26 protein-coding genes are annotated in these 22,545 nt (G+C 40.3%); 20 read left to right on the forward strand and 6 right to left on the reverse strand.

All coding sequences use genetic code 11. From position 1 onward, the window contains the following. The 4 genes from dagF (at position 1) to A3M5_RS0102060 (ending at position 3,900) form a co-directional block, all read left to right on the forward strand. Positions 1 to 756, forward strand: a complete 756-nt coding sequence (gene dagF / locus A3M5_RS0102045) for a 2-dehydro-3-deoxy-phosphogluconate aldolase (protein ID WP_018392084.1) — start codon at positions 1 to 3, stop codon at positions 754 to 756. Next, positions 749 to 1,765, forward strand: a complete 1,017-nt coding sequence (locus tag A3M5_RS0102050; RefSeq protein ID WP_018392085.1) for a sugar kinase — start codon at positions 749 to 751, stop codon at positions 1,763 to 1,765. The genes dagF and A3M5_RS0102050 overlap by 8 nt, the downstream gene beginning before the upstream one ends. Then, positions 1,765 to 2,490: a GntR family transcriptional regulator gene (locus tag A3M5_RS0102055; RefSeq protein ID WP_026221551.1), complete on the forward strand. Its 726-nt coding sequence runs from the start codon at positions 1,765 to 1,767 to the stop codon at positions 2,488 to 2,490. Before A3M5_RS0102050 ends, A3M5_RS0102055 begins: the two co-directional genes overlap by 1 nt. A gap of 84 nt (positions 2,491 to 2,574) precedes the next feature. Beyond that, positions 2,575 to 3,900, forward strand: coding sequence for a GntP family permease (locus A3M5_RS0102060; RefSeq protein WP_018392087.1), 1,326 nt, complete (start codon positions 2,575 to 2,577; stop codon positions 3,898 to 3,900). Between the two features lie 154 nt (positions 3,901 to 4,054). Here A3M5_RS0102060 and A3M5_RS23985 read toward each other — a convergent pair whose 3' ends face one another. After that, positions 4,055 to 4,939 (reverse strand): exonuclease domain-containing protein, encoded by an 885-nt coding sequence (locus A3M5_RS23985; RefSeq protein ID WP_018392088.1) that lies wholly within the window; start codon positions 4,937 to 4,939, stop codon positions 4,055 to 4,057. Positions 4,940 to 5,172: 233 nt separating this feature from the next. On the opposite strand from A3M5_RS23985, the gene A3M5_RS25665 reads away from it, so the two are divergent. Continuing rightward, a complete protein-coding gene (locus tag A3M5_RS25665; RefSeq protein WP_018392089.1) occupies positions 5,173 to 5,346 on the forward strand; it encodes a hypothetical protein in 174 nt (57 codons plus the stop codon). 89 nt (positions 5,347 to 5,435) lie between these two features. Here the strand turns inward: A3M5_RS25665 and recA are convergent, their stop codons facing one another. Further along, on the reverse strand, positions 5,436 to 6,425 hold the full coding sequence (gene recA, locus A3M5_RS22050; protein ID WP_018392090.1) for a recombinase RecA: 990 nt from the start codon (positions 6,423 to 6,425) through the stop codon (positions 5,436 to 5,438). 322 nt (positions 6,426 to 6,747) lie between these two features. On the opposite strand from recA, the gene A3M5_RS0102080 reads away from it, so the two are divergent. From A3M5_RS0102080 to A3M5_RS0102130, 10 genes are all read left to right on the forward strand, one after another. After that, the gene (locus A3M5_RS0102080; RefSeq protein ID WP_018392091.1) at positions 6,748 to 6,948 is read left to right on the forward strand and encodes a cold-shock protein; all 201 of its coding nucleotides are present in this window, start codon (positions 6,748 to 6,750) and stop codon (positions 6,946 to 6,948) included. 144 nt (positions 6,949 to 7,092) lie between these two features. Further along, on the forward strand, positions 7,093 to 7,236 hold the full coding sequence (locus A3M5_RS25085) for a hypothetical protein (protein WP_018392092.1): 144 nt from the start codon (positions 7,093 to 7,095) through the stop codon (positions 7,234 to 7,236). A gap of 94 nt (positions 7,237 to 7,330) precedes the next feature. Then, the gene (locus A3M5_RS0102090; protein WP_018392093.1) at positions 7,331 to 7,840 is read left to right on the forward strand and encodes a hypothetical protein; all 510 of its coding nucleotides are present in this window, start codon (positions 7,331 to 7,333) and stop codon (positions 7,838 to 7,840) included. Between the two features lie 123 nt (positions 7,841 to 7,963). Beyond that, a complete protein-coding gene (locus A3M5_RS0102100; protein ID WP_018392095.1) occupies positions 7,964 to 8,842 on the forward strand; it encodes an aldose 1-epimerase family protein in 879 nt (292 codons plus the stop codon). Positions 8,843 to 8,957: 115 nt separating this feature from the next. Beyond that, entirely contained in the window at positions 8,958 to 9,989 is a 1,032-nt protein-coding gene (gene desA / locus A3M5_RS0102105) for a Delta(5) desaturase DesA (RefSeq protein WP_018392096.1), read from the forward strand. A gap of 121 nt (positions 9,990 to 10,110) precedes the next feature. Then, positions 10,111 to 11,244, forward strand: a complete 1,134-nt coding sequence (locus A3M5_RS0102110) for a sensor histidine kinase (RefSeq protein ID WP_018392097.1) — start codon at positions 10,111 to 10,113, stop codon at positions 11,242 to 11,244. Continuing rightward, positions 11,241 to 11,840, forward strand: a complete 600-nt coding sequence (locus A3M5_RS0102115) for a response regulator transcription factor (protein ID WP_018392098.1) — start codon at positions 11,241 to 11,243, stop codon at positions 11,838 to 11,840. The genes A3M5_RS0102110 and A3M5_RS0102115 overlap by 4 nt, the downstream gene beginning before the upstream one ends. 153 nt (positions 11,841 to 11,993) lie before the next feature. Further along, positions 11,994 to 12,272 carry a helix-turn-helix domain-containing protein gene (locus A3M5_RS0102120; protein ID WP_018392099.1) on the forward strand — a complete coding sequence of 93 codons (279 nt, stop codon included), beginning with the start codon at positions 11,994 to 11,996 and terminating at the stop codon, positions 12,270 to 12,272. Positions 12,273 to 13,219: 947 nt separating this feature from the next. Then, positions 13,220 to 13,999, forward strand: coding sequence for a YybI family spore inner coat protein (locus tag A3M5_RS26760; RefSeq protein ID WP_415874101.1), 780 nt, complete (start codon positions 13,220 to 13,222; stop codon positions 13,997 to 13,999). Between the two features lie 107 nt (positions 14,000 to 14,106). Next, positions 14,107 to 14,769 (forward strand): phosphatase PAP2 family protein, encoded by a 663-nt coding sequence (locus tag A3M5_RS0102130; protein WP_018392101.1) that lies wholly within the window; start codon positions 14,107 to 14,109, stop codon positions 14,767 to 14,769. Positions 14,770 to 14,802: 33 nt separating this feature from the next. Here A3M5_RS0102130 and A3M5_RS0102135 read toward each other — a convergent pair whose 3' ends face one another. From A3M5_RS0102135 to A3M5_RS0102150, 4 genes are all read right to left on the reverse strand, one after another. Next, on the reverse strand, positions 14,803 to 15,459 hold the full coding sequence (locus tag A3M5_RS0102135) for a potassium channel family protein (protein WP_018392102.1): 657 nt from the start codon (positions 15,457 to 15,459) through the stop codon (positions 14,803 to 14,805). 27 nt (positions 15,460 to 15,486) lie between these two features. Beyond that, positions 15,487 to 16,815 carry a TrkH family potassium uptake protein gene (locus A3M5_RS0102140; RefSeq protein WP_018392103.1) on the reverse strand — a complete coding sequence of 443 codons (1,329 nt, stop codon included), beginning with the start codon at positions 16,813 to 16,815 and terminating at the stop codon, positions 15,487 to 15,489. Positions 16,816 to 16,964: 149 nt separating this feature from the next. Continuing rightward, positions 16,965 to 17,774, reverse strand: coding sequence for an MOSC domain-containing protein (locus A3M5_RS0102145; protein ID WP_155894654.1), 810 nt, complete (start codon positions 17,772 to 17,774; stop codon positions 16,965 to 16,967). 158 nt (positions 17,775 to 17,932) lie between these two features. Next, the gene (locus A3M5_RS0102150) at positions 17,933 to 19,195 is read right to left on the reverse strand and encodes a M48 family metallopeptidase (RefSeq protein WP_018392105.1); all 1,263 of its coding nucleotides are present in this window, start codon (positions 19,193 to 19,195) and stop codon (positions 17,933 to 17,935) included. Positions 19,196 to 19,385: 190 nt separating this feature from the next. Here A3M5_RS0102150 and A3M5_RS0102155 point away from each other — a divergent pair, with 190 nt between their 5' ends. From A3M5_RS0102155 to A3M5_RS0102180, 5 genes are all read left to right on the forward strand, one after another. Further along, on the forward strand, positions 19,386 to 20,219 hold the full coding sequence (locus A3M5_RS0102155; RefSeq protein WP_018392106.1) for a GDSL-type esterase/lipase family protein: 834 nt from the start codon (positions 19,386 to 19,388) through the stop codon (positions 20,217 to 20,219). 60 nt (positions 20,220 to 20,279) lie between these two features. Then, a complete protein-coding gene (locus tag A3M5_RS0102160; RefSeq protein ID WP_018392107.1) occupies positions 20,280 to 20,669 on the forward strand; it encodes a hypothetical protein in 390 nt (129 codons plus the stop codon). A 161-nt stretch (positions 20,670 to 20,830) separates the two neighbouring features. Continuing rightward, entirely contained in the window at positions 20,831 to 21,481 is a 651-nt protein-coding gene (locus A3M5_RS22060; RefSeq protein WP_082193818.1) for a TerD family protein, read from the forward strand. Between the two features lie 97 nt (positions 21,482 to 21,578). Further along, complete coding sequence (locus A3M5_RS0102175) at positions 21,579 to 22,055, forward strand: glutathione peroxidase (RefSeq protein WP_018392110.1); 477 nt, start codon at positions 21,579 to 21,581, stop codon at positions 22,053 to 22,055. Beyond that, positions 22,055 to 22,504, forward strand: a complete 450-nt coding sequence (locus A3M5_RS0102180) for a MarR family winged helix-turn-helix transcriptional regulator (RefSeq protein ID WP_018392111.1) — start codon at positions 22,055 to 22,057, stop codon at positions 22,502 to 22,504. Before A3M5_RS0102175 ends, A3M5_RS0102180 begins: the two co-directional genes overlap by 1 nt. The last annotated feature ends 41 nt before the right edge of the window (positions 22,505 to 22,545 follow it).

A 22,545-nucleotide genomic window follows, 5' to 3' on the forward strand; every position in this document is an offset into this window, starting at 1 on the left:
ATGTCAAACATCACAAAACGTTTTTACAAAGACCGTGTCGCATTAAATGTATTAGCAAATAGTGTAGAGAATGCCAAAGAGGCATTTGAAGCGGCAGAAGGATATGTTTTAGTCGGTGTTCTTTCAAAAGACTATCCAACGGTAGAAGAAGCAGTAGCAGCAATGAAAGAGTACGGAAAAGAAATTGATGAAGCGGTATCGATTGGATTAGGCGCTGGTGATAATCGCCAAGCTGCTGTTGTAGCAGAAATTGCGAAATACTACCCTGGTAGTCATATTAACCAAGTATTCCCTGCTGTTGGTGCAACACGTGCTAACCTTGGTGAAAATGATAGCTGGATTAACAGTTTAGTGTCTCCGACAGGACGCGTTGGATATGTGAACATTTCAACAGGTCCAGTCAGCGCTGCTCAAGAAGAACAAGCGATTGTACCAATTAAAACAGCGATTGCGCTTGTACGCGACATGGGCGGTAATGCATTGAAATACTTCCCAATGCAAGGATTAAGTCGTGAAGACGAGTTCCGTGCAGTTGCACAAGCATGTGGAGAAGAAGGATTTGCGTTGGAGCCAACGGGCGGAATCGACAAAGAAAATTTTGAAGCAATCTTGCGTATTGCCTTAGAAGCTAACGTGCCACAAGTCATTCCTCACGTGTATTCATCGATTATCGATAAAGAAACAGGGAAAACAAATGTCGAAGATGTACGTGAATTACTTGAAACGATGAAGAAATTGGTTGATCACCATGGCTAAGAATTTTGCAGCATTCGGAGAGGTGATGATGCGCTTGCAAGTGCCAGGATATGAGTTCTTATCACAAGCAAGCACATTAAACTATTCTTTTTCTGGCACGGGAGTGAATATAGCTTCGGCTCTAGCACGGTTTGGGTATACAGGGTACCTTGTATCGAGATTACCGAATAATGCAGTTGGTGATGCTGCAGTATCGTATCTTCAAAAACTAGGTATTACACAATCGTTCATTATTCGAGGCGGGAATTATGTTGGAATGTATTTTTTAGAAAATGGATTCGGTGCGCGACCTAGTCGCGTTACCTATTCTAATCGACTAGAAAGCAGCTTCAATACAGTACCTGAAGGAACGTATGATTTTGAAGAAATTGCAAAGAAAATTGATGTTGTTCATTTTTGCGGAATCACGCTTTCGATGAATGATTCTGTACGTCAACACATGAAATCTTTTGCAAAAGCTGTAAAAGAACATGGCGGTAAAGTAGTCTTTGACTGCAACTATCGTCCTTCGCTTTGGGGTGAAGGGGGATATGAAAAGGCAAAATCACATTATGAGGAAATGCTGCATTTAGCCGATATCGTCATGATGAACGAAAAAGACGCAATATTTGTCCTTGGTATGGAAACAGAGAAAGAAAAACGTCAAGAGCAGCTCATGGATCTGATTCCAACCGTTGCGGAAACATACAATATCTCTGTCATAGCGGGCACGCATCGTTCAATCAACGGTGACAATACGCATTCATTGCAAGGGTTTATTTTTAAGAACCAAACATTCACATTCTCAAAAACCATCACGTTTTCTGTCTATGATAGAATAGGTGCAGGTGATGCCTATACGAGTGGTATCGTACATGGTGAGATGAAAGGATTTTCACCAGAAAAAACAGTCGCGTTTGCTGCAGCGGCAGGAATGCTTGCACATACGGTTGTAGGCGATACCCCAATGTCATCGGAGAGTGATATACTCCGAGCGGTGACAGAATCAGTGGGCGATATAGAAAGGTAGTGAATGTAACAGTGAACGTATCTCGAAAAAAAGGACCATTATATTTGCAAATAAAGAAGATCTTGAAAGATCGAATTTTACACGGTGTGTATCCCATTGAGACAAATATACCTTCAGAACCACAATTGGAAAATGAATTTCATGTCAGCAAAATTACAGTCCGCAATGCAATCAAAGAACTTGTTCAAGAAGGCTATCTTGAAAAGAAGAGCGGCAAAGGGACGAAAGTCATTCGAAATACTTCTATTTCAAAACTTTCCAAAGGGAAACGATTTACAGAAGTATTAGTAGAAGAGAGGCATAAAATTCAAAAACAATTGTTACAAGCAGAAGTGGTGTGCAATGAAGAGGGGACAGAACCGTATCGATTATTCGGAGAGTATTGTCTCCGTATAGAACGTCTTTATTATCTTGATGATGTACCGTATATCCATTACACGCATTATTTAACTGAGGGAATGGCAGATACTGAACCATCGGATTTAAATTTTCAATCACTCTACGATTTGATTGAAGAGCAAGGGATTTCTTTAGAAAAGTTTCGAGATGAGTTTGCTGTTGCTATTGCCCCTTTCCATGTGGAGGATATATTACGTGTAAAAAAAGGAACACCTTTATTAAAGCGATCGCGTTATTCCTATGATGAAACGGGTGATGTGATCGAATACAGCGAAGGATACTACAACACGGAAATGCAGGATTATGTTGTGAATTATGATGTATAAGAAATAGCGAGAAAACGGTATATGATCCTTTTCTCATGTACAATTTGAAAGCGTTTACTAGATAAAGAGAAGGGGAAATTGGATATGGATTTGTATCTATTAATGGTTACATTGTTAGCAATTGTGATTGTCATTTTAGGGGTAGCTTGGTGGAAATGGCATGCGTTTATTAGTTTAACTGTTGCGAGTTTGTTCTTAGCGATTATGTCTGGATTATCAATGGATAAAATCGTTGTTGCCTATGAAACAGGGGTTGGAAGTGTTTTAGGGCATTTAGTTGGAATTTTAGCGTTAGGTACGATTTTAGGAAAGTTGATGTCAGATTCAGGTGCTGGCATGCAAGTGGCAAATTTCTTCATTCGATTCTTTGGTGTAAAGAGATTGCCATGGGCAATGTTATTTGCAGGCTTTATTATTGGAATCCCGGTATTTTTTGACGTAGGGATTGTGATTTTATTACCTTTAGTTATTTCAATTCATAAAACAACGAAACAAAACATTTTATTAATCGCATTACCTGTAATTGCTGGATTATCCATTGTTCATGGTCTTGTGCCACCGCATCCAGGGGCAATGACCGCGATAGGTATCTATAATGCTGATATAGGAAAAGTACTTATTTACTCCCTCATCATTGCGCTGCCTGCAGCCATCATCGCAGGTCCAGTATTTGCAAAGTGGGTGCATAAACGTGTGATTCCTGAAGGAGAGCCAGAGTTGATCCGTGTAAAAACGGAGTCACAAAAACTACCAGGAACAGGAATTTCATTCTTCATTATTTTATTACCTGTTATATTAATGATATTATCGGTTGTTGCACCGTATATGTCATTACCTAGTGGCTTGATGAAATTTTTCGTATTCATCGGTAGTCCTGTAATTGCACTTCTAGTTTCTTCTTTCGCAGCATTCTATTTCCTTGGAGTGCGTCAAGGTATGGATAAAAATATAATTAAGAAGTTGACAGACGAATGCTTACTGCCTGTTAGTTCGATTATTTTAATCATCGGTGCTGGCGGTGGATTTAAACAAATTCTTATCGAGAGTGGTGTAGGTACATCCATTGCTCAAATGTCTGAGCATGTATCCCTATCTCCAATTGTTTTAGCATTTATGGTAGCCGGATTAATTCGAATTGCGACAGGTTCAGCGACGGTCGCATTAACAACAGCGGCTGGTATTGTTTCACCAATTATTGAGCACATGTCAGGTGTGAACTTAGAATTGCTCGTTATCGCGACAGGTGCAGGATCGCTAATGTTCTCACACGTAAACGATGCTGGTTTCTGGTTAGTAAAAGAATACCTAGGATTAACCGTGAAAGAAACATTTAAAACGTGGACGGTATTGGAGACATTACTTTCATTTATCGCTTTCGGATCCGTTTTACTGCTCGATATGTTCGTTTAAAAACAAAATTCCTTCTACACATCTGTAGAGACAGATCATCGAGAAACATCTTGATGAAGGGCGTCTTCCAGTGTCCTTTTTGTATAACATTATAATTAGCGGACAACAGTCATGTCTCCTCGAAGGCAGGGTGGTGTCCGCTGTTTTCAATTTATCATTTAAAAACCGCTCCGAAAAATTTATGTTCTGATACAAGCTTTACTTTATATCCCGCTTGCTGCCACTCTTTTGCTTGTTGAATTTTAGACGATACTTGTCCTTTTCGGTATTTTATTGCGTCTGATTCGCCGACGATGAGGTAGTCTGTGTCTTTTTTAAGAGACGTGTGGACATGCGCGCCTCGTTTCGTCACGAGTTCGATGGCGTCTGCGCGTTTCATAGATGTGAGTGTACCGGTGAAGCAGAGTGATTTTTCGTAAAAAGGATGGTGCTTGTCTAGCTCCACTTTTACCGGTGTTTTTTTACGGGGTGCTTTATTTTTATGGAAAGCCGGCCCGTTCAAATAGCCGAATGAGTAGTCGATTTCGCTAAGTAAATGATGAAGGGACGAGTGTTCTTTTGTCATATGAATGACAATCGTTGCGCAGGCTATGGCGTCTTCAAGTGCATTATGATGCTCAAACTGGAAATCGAAATGATCGGCGACGACGTTCAGTTTATGGGAAGGCAGCTTCAGCAATTTTTTCGCGAGCATGCAAGAGCAGAAATATGGATTGTCCGGCAGCGGCAGCGCATATTTTTCGGCCGTGCCGCGCAGCACGTTCATATCAAATTGGGCGAAATGGGCAACGATTGGATCATGGCCAATAAAGGCGAACACATCCTCATACAACTCCTGAAACGTCGGAGCATCTTGCACGTCTGCCGGGCGGATACCATGGACCGCGATGTTGCGGCTATCGAACTGTTCACCTGGATTGACAAGCGAATAATATGTATCTGTAATCTCACTGCCAGCCACTTTTGCAAGGCCAATGGAGCAAACGCTGCTCCGGCTCGCATTCGCGGTTTCAAAATCTAATGCGACAAAATGAATCATCAGACAGTTCTCCTTTAGCAAGAATTCGGTAGCGTAAGTGTACTGCTTTTTTTTAGTGAATTCAATGAAACTTGTGAATGTAGATGGAGAAAATAGTCAATAAACGGATGGAATGGAGCTTAGCTGTGTTGATGGGACGGTCATTTTGGGATTTCAGTGAAATAAAGACAGATGGGGCAACGGTTTTTTGTTGTATAATGGAGAAAAAGTGATAGATAGAAGGTGTTTTATGTATGCAAAAACTAGGCTGGGGATTAACGGTGATCGGATTTATTGCGATTTTAAGCGGCGTATTCTATCCGCTTGACGTGATGGATAAACCAACGTTTTTCACGCTGCTCGTTGGCGGGGCATGTATAATGTTTGCTGGATCGATGATAAGAAGTTTTTCGTCGTTGAAAAAATAGAGATCGATTCGTTTGTCCTTTTGGGAAAAGAATGATAGAAGTGAAGAGGAAAGAAAATGGCTCCGGGTTTGAGACCGGAGTCATTTTCTTTAATTAATGCCTAAATGAGTTCGAATCTTCATTTCGATTTCATCGGAAATGGCTTTGTTCTCTTTTAAAAAGACTTTTGCGTTTTCCCGTCCTTGTCCAAGACGTTCTCCATTGTATGAATACCATGCACCTGATTTTTCAATGATCTCTGTTTCAGCACCTAAGTCGATGATTTCCCCTTGTTTTGAAATCCCTTCTCCATACATAATGTCTACTTCTGCTGTACGGAAAGGCGGTGACACTTTATTTTTGACGATTTTGATTTTCGTTTTGTTTCCGAGAATTTCTGTTGCGGACTTAATTTGTTCAGAACGTCTAACCTCGACCCGGACGGATGCATAAAATTTGAGTGCGCGTCCTCCAGGTGTCACTTCTGGATTGCCAAACATGACCCCTACTTTTTCTCTTATTTGGTTAATAAAGATGGCAATCGTGCCCGTCTCACTAATCGCGCCATTTAATTTGCGCATCGCCTGTGACATGAGTCGAGCTTGTAAGCCGACATGTGAAGCGCCCATTTCTCCTTCGATTTCTGCTCTTGGAACGAGAGCAGCGACTGAATCGATAACCAAAATATTAACCGCTCCACTTCGCACAAGTGCTTCTGCAATTTCAAGCGCCTGTTCGCCAGTATCTGGCTGAGAGAGAAGGAGTTCGTCAATGTCTACACCGATCTTTTCCGCATAAACAGGGTCAAGTGCGTGTTCCGCGTCTATAAAGGCTGCCGTCCCGCCTTGTGCCTGCACTTCTGCAATAGCATGAAGAGAGACCGTCGTTTTACCAGATGATTCCGGACCGTATATTTCAATAATACGACCTTTCGGATATCCGCCAATCCCTAAAGCCTTATCGACTTGAATAGATCCACTGGAAACGGCACTCACACGTTTGTCGGCCTGTTCACCTAACTTCATAATCGCCCCGTGGCCAAACTGCTTTTCAATTTGCTTTAATGCAGCATCTAATGCTGCTTGTCTATCTGCACTCATTATTATCATCCTTCCCAAAAATAAGCGCCTCTTGAAAGAAAAACGCTCTCCATTATTGTTTCATTATAATGCGAAACACATTCCAGGAAAGGCTCATATATCAATGACGAAAATTTGTTCTACATTCATTATATAGAAACGTGTGTTTGTTGTCAAAGGAACAAATACATGGAAACAATCTAAAATTTGGAAAATAGTTCCCTTATTTTCATTGAAATCGAAGAACTTGTTTGAATATGTATAAAGGAACGGTTAAACAGAGATAATACATAAGCAATCTGAAATTGCGATATGAAGTATTTTTTATGCTAGGAGGAACAAAATGGAAAGCGGTAAAGTGAAATGGTTTAACAGTGAAAAAGGATTTGGGTTTATTGAACGTGAAGGGGGAGAGGATGTATTTGTACATTTCTCTGCCATTGAGGGCGAGGGGTACAAATCATTAGACGAAGGCCAGGCAGTGACTTTTGAAGTTGAAGATGGTCAACGTGGCCCGCAAGCAACAAATGTAAGTAAGGCATAATGAACAATGTGAAAAACAGACCTGGTACTCCAGGTCTGTTTGTATTTAGACAAAGGAAACAATTACGGCAATGCGCCGTGTTTATATTTAATAAAACAGGATAAATGAATACATGTTAACTATTTGTGAGAGGAGGGACGTTTCATGACAGAAGAAAAAGGTGTAAAACGTAATGACTCGATCGAGCAAAAGGTAAAAAAAGAAAAAGGACAGGATATTGAGCCACAACGAGCTCGAGATCCAAAAAAGTCAGGGCAAGAAGATAAAAATCCTGACGACTTTGAGTAAATGTGTATCATGAAAGGAAGACGAGTTTAAATTGCTCGTCTTTTTTGATATTTCATTTCAAGGTAAATGATTGTAAATGATGAGGAGTGAACGTATGAAACCTAAATCGGACAGAGAGTCTTTCATAGACGATTTGGATGATCAAAATGACAAATTATATTTAATTTTAAGAGGCCATCTTTATATTGAAAATGAATTAAACAAATTGCTTGAAGGTTTTATCCCAAATCCAGATATATTAGAACTGTATAAAGAACGATTTCGGACCAAGACGGAAATAGCGTCTGCCTTTAACCTGATTGATCAAAATCAATGCGAGATGCTGCTTGAATTTAATGAACTGCGAAACAAATATGCTCACCGGCTAAAATATAACATTAGTCATCAAGAAATTACGGAGCTAAAAAGTAAATTAGGGGAAATAAAGGGGCTTGAACCACTTGTAGAAGATATCGTTACAGAGAATAAAAGCACCTCTGTAACAGATCTTAAAACGGTCATCGCTGGCCTACGTACCATTTTAAATGTAAAAGCAGCGGGAATAAAGAAGTGTGAAAACCCATCCTTTCATGTAGTTGATTTGGATGATTTGGAAAATGAATAAGAAGAACTCAGCAGAAATTATGCTGAGCTTTTTGCGTCATTTAAAGGGAAAGATGATTGTTTTTCTCAATAGATCCGTCATAATAAGAAGGAGAAATTTTATAAAGATGAGGAGTAAGAAACGATGATTATGATTGAAAACGATTGGTTAAAAGTAAGCATTTCAACGGAAGGAGCGGAAGTGCGAGAAGTGTACCATAAGAAAAACGAGCTACATTATATGTGGACGGGTGACAGCGCGTATTGGGGACGTGTATCTCCAGTCTTGTTTCCTATTGTTGGGCGTTTAAAAGGAGATCAGTATGTAGTGGATGGACAGAGCTATCCGATGTCCCAACATGGTTTTCTACGCGACGTTAACTTTGAAATTGCCGAGCAAACAGTGGACAAAGCTTCTTTTCAATTTGAATCGGCTGGTTTATTCACGGACATATACCCGTACGAATTCAAGGCAGTTATTCATTATACACTAGATGAGGCATCACTTACCGTTCGCTGGGAAATAACGAATGAAAACAAAGAAAAGATGTATTTCTCGATCGGTGCGCATCCGGCGTTTCGGATCCCACTTTTAGAAAATGAAACAGTCGAGGATTACAAAGTAAAAGTGATTCCTGCTGAAAATAAGAAAGCAATGGAATACGAACTAACAGATTCTCTCATTAAGGAGAAAGGTCCAGCTGACGGTGTTCAAGCTTTTACATTAACCCCGTCCTTATTCGCAAATGATGCGTCTATTTACAGCAATATTAATTATGTCACGCTCGAATCCAATACAACAAGCTATGGCATAGACGTCACGTTAAAAGGCTTTCCATTCGTCGGGATTTGGTCTAAATACGATGAAGCAGATGGCACGATCGCCCCGTTTATCTGCATTGAACCGTGGTATGGCGTTGCAGACACGCACGAGACATCGGGAGAGCTGAAGGACAAATTTGGTATTAATATGCTTGAAGTGGGCGAAACGTTTCAAGCTGAGTATGGAATGAAATTTAGATAAAGTTTTCAAAATATGACACTTGTCATACTCAGGGTGTGACGGGTGCTACTGCATAAGTAAAAATCCCTTCGTTATAATAAGGTACATCATCAATTAGCGGAGGGAACACAATAATATGAGCAAAGAAAAAGAAAAAGCAAAAGTTTTACGAAAACAAGTTGCTCCATACGAAAAATCAAATACGAAAGCGAGTATTTGGCAGCTCATTAACACGATTGTACCGTTTGTCGTCATCTGGTACCTGGCGTATCAAAGCTTGTCCATTTCCTATTTCCTAACGTTAGGTTTATCGGTTATTGGTGCAGGATTTATTACGCGGATCTTCATTATTTTTCATGACTGCTGTCACCACTCGTTCTTTAAAAATAGAAAATTGAATCGAATTGTCGGAACACTTACAGGCGTTTTAACGTTTTTCCCTTATGATCAATGGGCACACAGCCATAATATCCATCACGCGACGAGCAGTAATTTGGATAAACGCGGAACAGGTGACATGTGGATGATGACGGTTGAAGAATATTTAACGGCTCCATTAAAAACACGTATTGCGTACCGTCTTTACCGGAATCCATTCGTTATGTTCGTCATTGGGCCCATCTGGGTATTCCTCATTACGAATCGCTTTAACGTAAAAGGAGCAAGAAAGAAAGAGCGTATGAATACGTATCTCACGAACATCCTGATTTTTGGGAGTGCTGGATTGCTTTGTTGGGCGATTGGCTGGCAGTCATTCCTGCTCGTACATGGTCCAATGTTCTGGATTGCCGGTTCAATGGGTGTTTGGCTCTTTTATGTACAGCACACGTTCGAAGATTCTTATTTTGAAGAAGATGAAAATTGGAATTTTGTGCAAGCAGCAGTGGAAGGCAGCTCTTTCTACAAGCTTCCAAAACCGTTGCAGTGGATCACAGGAAATATCGGCTTTCACCACGTGCATCATTTAAGCCCACGTGTACCGAATTATCAATTAGAAGCGGCACACAACAACGCAGATCCTTTGCAAAATGTACCGACCATTACGCTCTGGACGAGTATTCAGTCCGTAAAATTCCGTTTGTGGGATGAGCAAAGTAATAAGTTTGTTACATTTAAAGATGCGAATCAATCTGTTAAATCGTTGAAGAAAAGCGTCATGAGTGAATAAATTGTATAAAAATATGTCCATTACCATATTTCCGTCTCAACGGGAATATGGTTTTTTTTACAGAAATGTGGGATGATTGTGCTAAAATAAGAAGCAAGTATAAGAAAAATGAGGAACAACGATGAAAAAACGAACGACAGTCTTTCAAAAAAGTTCAGGCATGTCTCCATATATATGGAGTATTTTAAGTTTTTTGCCCTTTTATTTTATATTCCAGTCTTCCTCGACGAAGGAAATTATCTTCGGGATCACGCTGACGATACTTTTTTATGTTAGCTTTCGGTTCGCGTTTCTATCTAAAAATTGGCCTGCTTATGTATGGATCTGTATTTTAGTAGGCATATCGATCATCATGACGATACTCTTTCAGTTTATCTATTTTGCCTTTTATATTGCGTATTATAACGGCAATATAAAAAAGAGAGGGGCATTCATTACAGCCTATGTCATTCATTTAGTCGGCACGGCCTTTTCGATCAATTACAATTTTGTTCTGAAAGATCCGTTCTTTATTCAGCAGCTGCCGCTCATCGTGATTGTGTTTATTAGTGTCATATTGCTGCCGTTTAATCTATATAATCGAAAAAAACAGGACAAGCTTGAAGAGGAACTACAAACGGCGAACAATCGCATTTCTGAATTGGTCAAACAAGAAGAGCGGCAGCGCATTGCCCGTGATCTTCATGATACGCTCGGACAAAGGCTGTCTCTCATCGGCTTGAAAAGTGACCTTGCGAGAAAGCTTATTTATAAAGATCCGGAAAAGGCAAAAGAGGAATTAATCGACGTGCAGCAAACCGCCAGAACGGCATTAAATGAAGTGCGGAATTTAGTTTCATCGATGCGCGGCATTCGGATTAACGACGAAATTGCGCTCATTCAACAACTGTTAAAAGCGGCACAAATCGAATATACGGGTGAGAAAGAATTTAAATTGAACAACGTATCGCTTTTTGTTGAAAATATTATCAGTATGTGCATGAAAGAAGCTGTGACCAATATTGTCAAGCATAGTCAGGCCTTTTCTTGTCATATTAGCATTAAGCAGACGAAAACCGGGCTGCAGTTGACTATAAAAGATGATGGGATTGGGATGACCCGGCAAGATATTGGAAAAGGAAGCGGCCTTCTCGGAATGAGAGAGCGGCTTGAATTTGTGAATGGTAGTCTAGATATACGATCAGATAGTGGAACGATGATTATTATGAATGTGCCAAATGACGTGAAACAGCGTGATGAGGGGGAATATGAATGATTCGAATCGTTATTGCCGAAGATCAGCGGATGCTGCTCGGGGCATTAGGCTCGCTGCTCAGTTTAGAAGACGATATGGAAGTAGTCGGACAAGCAGCAAACGGGGAAGAAGCGGTTGCACTCGTTCAGACGTTACAACCGGATGTGTGCATTATGGATATTGAAATGCCATTAAAGACAGGACTAGACGCTGCAGAAGAGTTAAAAGACTGTGACTGCAAAGTGATCATTTTAACAACATTTGCCCGAACCGGCTATTTCCAGCGCGCGATCAAAGCGAAAGTGAGCGGTTATTTGTTGAAAGACAGCCCGAGTGAAGAGCTCGCTAGCTCCATCCGCAGCATTATAGCTGGAAGACGCGTGTATGCACCTGAATTAATGGACGACTTTTACAGTGAAGAAAATCCACTGACTGAACGGGAAAAAGATGTATTAGAGCTTGTAGCTGATGGGAAAAATACAAAACAAATCGCTGAAGAACTCCAGATTAAGAATGGAACGGTGCGAAACTATATTTCTACTATCTTTGATAAGCTCGAGGTGAAAAATCGAATCGAAGCCATTTCTCAATCGAAAGAAAAGGGATGGTTTAAGTAAATAAGAAAAGCCGCTTGCCATAAACGCAGGCGGCTTTTTTCGTCGTATTTTCACTTTTCTTTTTTATACTTAATCCGGATATTAGAGGAATTTGGATTCATATGACACATATATATGATGGACAAGTGTGATGAAAAAGCAGGAGGGGAGTAGATGGATTTGTTCATAGGCGTTGGATTGGCGATAGCCGGTTATTTTATTTGTGATGGATTACGGAATTACCAAAATCCAACAGAAAAAAGTTTCTTTGATTATTTTAAAAAAAATGATCAACGTGAATTGTTGGCAGAGAGCAGCGTGCATCATTTTTTGGGCATAACGAAAGAAGAGGCGAGAGTGTTAATTCAAGAACACCCCGATATTCCTCACGTTAAATTAAATGGGCAAGTGTATTTCTCCAAAACGAAATTGCGTGAATGGATAAAAGAATAAAAATTCACTTTATCGCAGATTAACGGGCAGTAAGACCCCACTTTAAGACTTAGAGGAGTGGAGTGCAGACTAAGACCGTCACATCCTGTGACAACGTCTGCATGACCCACATCCTGCGGGCCTAAACCCCCACGGATGGAAGATTCACTTTATCTCGTCACACTATCCAAACAGGTGCGCTCTGCATATATTAGTTATGGAGAATATAAGCAGGTGAGGTGTGTGATATGGAGAAAATGATAACGGACTATGTACTACTCTTAAAGGCGTTTTTACCTAGAGGAGTCGAAGTTCTGGAGCTGCAGCAGCCAGAAAAACGTCCTGCGATCTTGCTGGCTGACTTAGACGGAGATCAATGTCTAGAATTAGTGGGAGCTTATAAAGATCATGGTGAAAACTATATCATCATACTAAAAGAGTACGATCATACGTGGTATCAAGTGGCTCACATGAAAGGGAGCGGGTACAGCATAACGGATTTATTGGCCGCTCCTGTCGTGGACAGTACGATCAACACATTGCTCATTGGCTGGCAGATTGCGGGTATTTGGTCGGAGCTCGACTTACTGCAGTGGACGCCAGAAGGCTTTAAGCATTTGACACCCAATAAAAAGGTCTACAGCAAAATGAAGGTGGAAGAGATGAATGAGTGTCCAGGCACGTATGAGATTGCCCTCTGGAATCATGACACAGGAAATGCCTATCAAATAGACATCTATCGTTGGTGCACAGACGACCTCGTTAAAGCAACGGACGTATACCCTTATTACTTCAAGAAAGTAGCGAATTACTATAAAGCCTTACTTCAAGAGATGGATTCTCCTGTTTATTGGTACTATTTAGCTGATGCGCAAATGAAAGCAGGATTACTGGATCAAGCTTTAACGACCATTCATAAAGCGCTGTCCTCATCGACTCCTTATCCGTCTAAAGAAAAACTGCTTGAGATGAAGCGGCAGCTGCAGGCAGAAAATAATAAAGTCGTTCAAGTGAAGCGAGGAGACGTTACCGGGGATGGCACCATTGATACAGTCTATCTGACAGCAGATCAAACGCCGGACAGTCCGTTTTGGCAAAATATCACTCTTGTCGTTCGAGATGGAAGAACCAATCAGTATGAAAAAATTTATTTGAAAGAAAATGCCGGTTATAATCCGACCATTTTTCTTGGTGAATTCACAGGTGACAAAGTAGAGGATATTCTCATTGTCATCAATACAGGGGGAAGCGGTGGAACGATTTATGCGTATATGTTTTCGTTTATAGATGGGGAAATTCGTCAGATCTTTGATTCTGAATCATTTAATGAAAAATATACGTATAATGTGGTATACAAAGATCATTATAAGGCCATTGTGACAAGCTTCAACAAGAAGAAGTATACAATTGATCTCATGTATAAAGGTGCTGATTATTTAGCGGAGATCTATAACGCGGATGGGACGCTGAAAGAGCCAATCGAAGGCTGGGTATCTCCTTTGTCGGGACTGTATCCCGTTGATTTTGACAGGGATGGCATGTATGAACTGAACACATTTCAAAACATCGCCGGCCGATATAACGCCGATAGACTTGGCTATATGGAGAATATACTTAAATGGAATGGAAGAGAATTTGCACCAGACCGCCAACATGTGGCGATCTTTGGTGAAGAGTTGAATACGGTCAAACTGGATTTGCCCAATGCGAAAATGAAGCCTCCGGAAAGATTAAAAGATCCTATGTAATAGAACGTTCTTCTGCTGACACCATTCGATTTTTTGAATGGTGTTTTTAAGTGTGATAAAATGAACAGCCGATACAAATTGATAATAAACTCGAGGTGTTTGTTGCTATGAACTTAAAGTTTCAGCTTTCCATTGCCTTTATCATCAGTCTTGTTTCGTTAATTGGATTTGGCTTTATGGCTTTTTTAGTGAGCAGCCATGAGATTATTCAATTTGATCAGACTGTGATCTCGTTTATTCAAGGATTGGAATCGTCGATGTTGACGGCGATTATGAAGTTTTTCACGCTTATTGGTTCAACGTATTCCATTGTAGTGCTTTCCCTTCTCGTGTTATTTTTCCTTTACAGCGTATTCAAACACCGCTCAGAACTTATTTTATTTATAGCGGTCGTTCTAGGTTCGAACATTCTCTTTAAATCATTAAAATGGTTCTTTCATAGAGCGCGCCCGGATTTTCACCGGCTCATCGAAGTGGGAGGATATAGTTTCCCAAGCGGCCATGCGACGAACGCCATTACTCTTTATGGCATTCTTGCTTTTCTGCTTTGGCGTCATATACCAGTGAGATGGGGCCGAATGGTCTTAATTGTTATCAGTACCATGATGATGATGATGATTGGAACGAGCCGTATTTATTTAGGTGTGCATTACCCAACAGATATTATAAGCGGTTATTTAGTAGGTGGATTTTGGCTTGCGATCGCGATTTGGTTTTATCAGCGATACCAGAAAAAGCGTCAGAAAAGAAAAAACTCCTCCGACATGTAATGCACATGATCGGCATATCCAAAACAAACGGGGCTATTCTGTATTGGAAAATGCCGATAGATCTGCTTTTTTGCCGATTACGATTAAAACATCACCGTCGTTCATGACGTGGTCAGGTGAAGGGGAGATGGTCATTTCGTCATGACTCATGACCGCAATCACATTTAAATGATACGTTGCTCGTATACCAAGATCCCGCAGGCTTTTACTCACCATGCTTGAAGGGATTTTTATTTCTTCTATGCTGTACTCATTCGACAGCTCAATAAAGTTTAAGACATTAGGTGACAACAGCTGATGGGCAACACGTTCGCCCATATCTTTATCCGGATAGACGATCCAATCAGCTCCGACTTTTTCTAACACTTGCCCGTGTAGCTCGCTCAGCGCTTTGGCGATAATTTTTTTAATCCCTAATTCTTTTAAGAGCAATACGGTCAAAATACTTGCCTGCATATTACTCCCAATCGCGACGATGACACAATCAAAATTGCTAATACCGATGGATTTTAATGTTGCTTTTTCAGTCGTATCGGCTACAGCTCCATGCGTAATAAATAATTCAGCATCTTCGACTTCGTCCGCGTTTATATCAATACCCATCACTTCATGACCGGTTTCGTTCAGTTTTTTTGCAATACTCGTTCCGAATCGGCCCATCCCAATGACCGCAAATTGTTCTTTTGGCATCTTGTCGCCACACTCCTTACAAATTCATTAGCCAATCATTATTTTTCCTTTCGGATAACGGAACGCATTCGGTTTTTCTCTTGTCGCAACGGCATAGGCAATCGTTAAAGGTCCCACTCTCCCTGCAAACATGGCGAAAATAATGAGTATACGGCCAACCGGTGATAATTCAGGGGTCAGCCCCATGGATAAACCGACGTCAGAAGAGGCAGAAACGGCTTCAAATAAAATCATTAAAAAGTCTTTTCCACTTTCTGTAATCGTCAGCAGCATCGTAAGGATGATAACGAAAAATAGCCCGCTGATCGTGATGGTAAGAGCTTTATAGATGGTGCCAAAAGGAATGCATTGGCGAAAGAATACAACATCTTCTTTGCCTTTTATCTGTGACCAGACAGCCCCTAATAAAGTCGCGAAAGTGGTTGTTTTAATCCCGCCCCCGGCTGAACCGGGAGAAGCTCCGATGAACATAAGAAAAATAAGCAGGAATAAAGTAGAATGCGATAAATCGGGAATATTCAATGTACTGGAACCAGTTGATCGTGTCGTAACAGATTGAAAAAGTGCGGCTAACACTTTTCCAGAATAAGATAAGGGCTGCAATGTTTTCGGGTTTCCAAACTCTAACAGTAAAATGAAAATTGTACCGCCAAACGTTAAGACGAAGCTAGTAGCGAGTACAACTTTCGTATGTAAAGATAAACGGCGGGTTTCCCGGTATTCGAACACTTCATTCAAGACAATAAAACCAATCCCGCCTACTGTAATGAGCGCACAAACCGTCAGGTTTAAGATTGGATCTTCTGCATAAAGGGCTAAACTTTTAAATCCCCCGGTTAAGTCAAAACCTGCATTATTAAAATTTGAAATCGAATGGAAAACCCCGTAATAGATCGCTTTTCCAATCGGCATCTCAGCAGCAAAACGAAACGCTAAAAGGATTGCTCCAACGATTTGAATCGTAACGCTAAAAAGGATAATTCTTTTCGTTAACGTCACAACGCCTGAAATGGACGAGCTGTTTGTCGATTCACGAAGCAGCAACCGTTCTTTTAAAGAAATTCGTTTCCCCAACAAAACAGCAAAAAAGGTAGCAAACGTCATAAACCCGAGTCCACCTAGTTGAATGAGCGATAAAATGACGAGCTGCCCAAACAGGGTAAAGGTAGTGCCTGTATCTACAATGACGAGACCATTGACACAAGCGGCGGATGTAGACGTAAATAAAGCATTTAAAAAAGAAAGTCCTTTTCCATCGACTGTCGCATAAGGCAGGGATAACAGGAATGTTCCAATTAAAGAAATCGTCAAAAAGCCCAGTACGAGAACTTTGGGAGGATCTAAAAATTTTTTCATCTTTTTCAACTCCCTGCCTGTAAAATTAAGATCACAATCCATTCACAAAATACATTGTTTACACTATTCTGTCCTTGATACTTCATGAACATTCATAAAAACACACAGTCCGAAAGAGAAATGCTTTTCCGGACTGTGTGTTTTTTCTTCTATTTAATTTCTACATGGTCTCCAGCTTGTATCTTTCCATCTGTCACGACTTCAGCATAAACACCGAAACTGCCGGCATTGTTTTTGACGATGGATTTTAAAACAGCGGGATCTTTCGGAAGATCGCCTTGTGCAAGTGTCGTCATGACACACCGCTTCGTCGGCTGCAAAATTTTTAGCTGCACATGGCTACCGATCGTCAATGTTTTACCAATCCACTCATTCTCTACGAACCCTTCTGCTTCTGGAACATCAATGATGATATTCGGTCTGAATCGTCTCGGTTCAATTCTGCTCTCGGGAATCGATTTTCTTAACGTATTGATCGTTGACGTCGTAATAATGTGAACGATTCCAATATCAAAAAAAGTACCTTCAGGTGATGTTCGAGTGAAAATGGAACCTGGATTCTCTAATTCCTCTATATCTTCAGGAATGTACCCTTCAAATTCGACATCGAGTGATGAAGGACTCGACAGCTGTACCGTTCGATTAAAGCTCTCAGAAAGCTTTGTGTTCTTTTCCTCATCTGTACTTAGAATCGCTGTGCCATCAGGAAACGTAATTCGGACAGGCGGAGTAGACGATAACAGTTGTGGCGGCTCCGTAAAAGCTGCCCGGTATTGAAACATGTTCGGCCATTTCAGTGGATTTTTTGCATTTGCGAGTTTACTTGTGGACATGTCGATGACGCCGAATGCTCTGTCCCCTAATAGTCCCTTTTTTGTTATGTCGCACGCATTCATTTCTTCCCCCATCATCGATTTAACAGGGTATCTCCATATTGATGTCACTTTTGCAGCGTTCACGATCAAACACGCTCCTTCCTAATAGTTAAGATGAAATCAAAAACATGATTAAAATCTATTAAATTACAGTATACGACAATAAAAAAATGTTACCAACTTTAGAGATAATATGTAATGGAAAAACCCGTCTATTGAAAGATCGGGCCTCAGATTATGCTCTATTCTTTATCCTCTGGAATCTGATAATGTTCGACATAATCAATCCGTTCAATGAGACGGGGATGAGAACCTTGGAAAAAATGAATCACATCAGGATCATACCCGGTTGTTTTGGAATCTTTCGTGAGCTTCTGAAAACTTGAAATAGCGGCTTCTTTATCCTTTGTCATGTTCAACGCATATTCATCCGCCTGTGTTTCCATATATCTTGAATATACATTTTCCAAAGGAGAAAGGGGAAAACTGACGACTGATACTGCCAACAAAAGCAGGGGAAGAGCCGCAAAATCGTCGGCTTTTTTAATGCCAATCCGTGAACCGACATTACGTAAAAGAAAGTGGTACACATAGTACGTACCAAATGCGACGTAGAAGGTCATGAACACATTTAAGAAAAGATCGTGGTACATGTGCTTCAACGTATAGTGGCCGATTTCATGTGCCATCACAAAACGAATTTCATCGATCGTCAATTTTTCAATTGTTGTGTCTCCAAGAACAATTTGCATGTTCGAACCGATCCCTGTGACAAATGCGTTCATCTGGTTCGTTTGTTTAGACATATTCATTTCTAAAATTTTTGCATCCGGAATCCCTGCTTCCACAGCAAGCTGTTCAATTTCAGTACGAACGATTTTGTCTTCAAGCGGTTTATATTCATTAAAGAGTGGACTAATAAACTGAGGGACAAGAAACATCATTAGAACGGTAAGAGGCAGGCAAAAGCCCCACATGCTAAGCCACCATTTTTTCGGCTGTTTTCTGATGAGCCAGAAAGCACCGAATAAGAGAGGCGTCATGATGAGTAAGTCTACGCCGAGATCAAGGAGAAAATCTTTTAACCAAGAGTACAGGCTTTGACTCGTCAAATCATAATGATGGCCGAGATAAAAAAAGAACAGATCAAGAGGAAGATAAATGGCTGCGAGCATGAGCGAAAGGACGAAATAGTAAAAAGAAAATTGCCAGAAGGAGCGTTTGGCGATTTTTTTGGCGTGGTCACACACCCGTTTGGAAAAGGAAAGAACGGCAATGAAAAGGAAAAAATCAAGTGGTGTTTTTAGAAAAAAAGTAAAATAACCGATCAAATCAAGCTGATGGGACTCTTCGATTTGAGCGGAGGTTAAAAAGGCAGCAGGATCTGCTGTCGTTCCTTTATAGTCTTGTGGGATATCACCGGGCGTAAGACTAAACAGGTACGAACTGATGCCAATTACATAAATCAGATAAACGAGAAAAAAGATGACATAAAAAGGTTTCATTGACCATGTTTTTTCACGGATATTCCTATCACTCCATTACGGTTTATTGGCGTATTCATTATTTGACTTTTTAGTTTATGAGTGCTAGCTTTTTTTATGATTGATACGACGATGTATTACGTATAATTTGTTATTAATTGGACGATAATTGAATGTGTTTGCATATAAAAGGAGGAAGTAAGACGAAAAAATGAAAGTCATTGGATATGTACTCAGTCTCTTAGGAGTAGGCGTATTAGGTGTATCGATTTGGATTTATTATCCGCAGTATCAAATCGATAAGGTGAAAAAAGAAACGGCGGCTGTTTCACATACAATGGCGAGTGAACATCACATTTCGTATACGGATTATTACCGTTCTGTCGATAAACCAATCCTTCATCATCTAGCGTTAGGCGATTCGATTATAAAAGGTTTCGGGGCTAGTTCGAATGAGAATTTAGTCAGATCGTTTTCGCTGAATTTGGAAGAGGATATTCAAAAAGAGGTTCTTTATGAAAATGAGGGCATTAATGAAATCACAAGTGAAGAATTAAACGAGTTAGTTCAAAAGGGAGAATTTGACGAGAAAATTAAAAACGCGGATATTGTCACTATTAATATTGGGGGCAATGATATACTGCGCCTCGGTTTTGAGGAGGGCTTTTATGAAGCAATTCGATCATTTGATCGACTTCAAACCGATTTTGTCCATAACCTATCGAGTACGATGAATCGAATTAACGAGCTTAATCCTGATGCGACCGTTCTTTTGTTGGAGTTATACAACCCATTGGATCAAGAAAATGAATTTTATTCTTTAGCAGACAAAATACTACCTAAATGGAACTTGAAGCTCTATCAACTGGCAGACAAAGTGGACTATGCATTGGTGATTGAAACGGCGGATGTGATCAATAGTGAGCAGCCACAATATCTTTCTTATGATGGAGTTCATCCGAACGCGCGCGGGTACAATGCGATTGCTGAACAAATGTTGATCCAATTAAAAAATGATACGAGAACTTTAATAGAACAACATTAAACCTCCCTCCCGGATAAAATGTTTTCGTTTGCAAAAGATATCGAAAAAGGAGGAGATAAGGTGGAGACAGATTTAAAAATAGTCTTAGGGAAAGCTTTCGGTGAATTATACGAAATACAAAAGAAACAAGGGATTAAGAAAGTGGATGAAGGCCACATTTTCGGGTTGTTAAACGGTTTTGAAGAAGCGTTAAACAATGAGTTTGAACACTTGAATTTTATCACTGAAGAAGAAGTGAACAAAGTGTCTCATTACTTTGCTCCGTATGTGGAGGCAGAAGAAAAGACGAAGGAACTTCCAGCCTTCACTAATATGCAATCAGATTTAGAGAAACAGGGGATTGGGCAAGCACGGTTCATTACGATATTAAGGTATTTAAATGCAACAAATAGACTGAACGTAGACGTTAATGAAGCAGGGGATTTCACGTTGACGGAAGAGGTTCGTTAATGAAGGAGCATCCATTGGGGGTGCTTTTTTTGTCTTTTTGATGAACCAAGGGGAGAGAAACTGGGGTGAAAAGGGTTCAAAATTGAAGAGAGATAGGACGGTGTGGTACGATTTAATTACTATAATGAGAGTAAGAAAAGTTATTTTAGGCAGGAGGAATCATGTTGGTTAAACTGGTTAACGGACAAAAAGTAGAGTTAACGAAGCCTTCTTCTATGGTGACATCCATTCGGCTTGGTCTCGGTTGGTCAATCAGTGACCATTCAGCATCCCATTTTGATTTGGACGCATTGGCATTATTAGTGGATGAAACAGGCAACATTCGTTCAAAGGAACATGTTGTGTTTTACAATCAGTTAACGGCGTTTGATGGAGTGGTTGTTTTATCAAATGATAATCAAAATGGTGCCGGAACAGGCGATGATGAACAATTATTCATTCAATTATCGTATGTACCTGCTTCGATTCATAAAATAGTGGTGGCAATTGTCATTCATGAGGCGGATGAGCGCGGTCAAACATTTGGTGAAGTGAATGATGCTTTTGTTCGTATTGTCAGTGATGAAACGAAAGAAGAAATCGCCTGTTACGAGCTGGAAAAAGATTTTTCGAATGAAACAGCTGTTGTGATTGGTGAAGTGTGCCGAACGGAAGATGGATGGACATTTAAGACGTCTGGAAAAGGCATTGACGGCGGCATAAATTCAGTATGCCAGGCGTACGGAATGATGAAATGGCCGGATTCCTTTTTTGAAAAGAAAAAAGCGCTGACCAAAACATCCCCCTTATATGCAGAGAAGCCACTTTTTTAAGAGTGGCTTCTTTGTGCAAAAAACTTGTATTTAGTAATTGTATCGTATACGATTAAATCGTGGAAGATATAATTTTGAGAAGCGGAGATGATCAAGCATGACAAGTGTATATGATTTCGAAGTGAAGAAGCCGAATGGTGAAGTGATGTCGTTGAAAGAGTATGAAGGAAAGACGTTAGTGATTGTCAATACTGCAAGCAAATGCGGATTCACGCCTCAGTTTGGCGGGCTGCAATCTCTGTATGAAAAATATAAAGATGAAGGACTGACTGTGCTCGGTTTTCCGTGCGATCAGTTTAACAATCAAGAGTTTGATGACATTAACGAAACGACCGAGTTTTGCCAGCGAAACTATGGCGTCTCGTTCCCGATGTTTGCGAAAGTGGAGGTAAATGGGGACGAGGCGGACCCGCTTTTTAAACATTTGACGACAGAAAAAAAAGGGATTTTATCAAAAAAAATCAAATGGAATTTTACGAAGTTTTTAGTCGATAAAAATGGACAGGTTGTCGAACGGTATGCGCCGACGACAGATCCGGAAAAAATGGAAGAGGATTTGAAAAACGTATTGTAATGAATGATTTTTTAACGTTAAATAAACAACTATGTTTTGCGGTGTATGAAACAGCTGGCGAGTTTAATAAGTTGTATACGAGCGTCCTGCAGCCATTCGAATTGACCTATCCGCAATACCTCGTGCTTCTTTCATTGTGGGAAAAAGATGAAGTAACGATGAAAGAACTCGGCGCCAAACTGAATCTTGGCACAGGTACGCTTACGCCAATGATTTCACGAATGGAAGCGAACGGATGGCTTCGAAAAGAACGGTCGAAAGAAGATGAACGGAAAGTGTTCATTTATCTTAAAACAAAAGCACGAATGGAACAGCCACACATTACGAAACGTGTCGCGGAAGAAATCAATTTATGCAAAATTGAACGCGATGAATACGAGCAGTTAATGAAAAACTTGAATGGTCTGCACAGAAAATTGAAAGAACGATCAAGAAGCGCTGGAGACTAATTGTCTCCAGCGCTTTCATTTTATTAATAATAATGGCTGCT

This window comes from Bacillus sp. 37MA (assembly GCF_000372765.1).
Lineage (GTDB): Bacteria > Bacillota > Bacilli > Bacillales > Domibacillaceae > Domibacillus > Domibacillus aminovorans.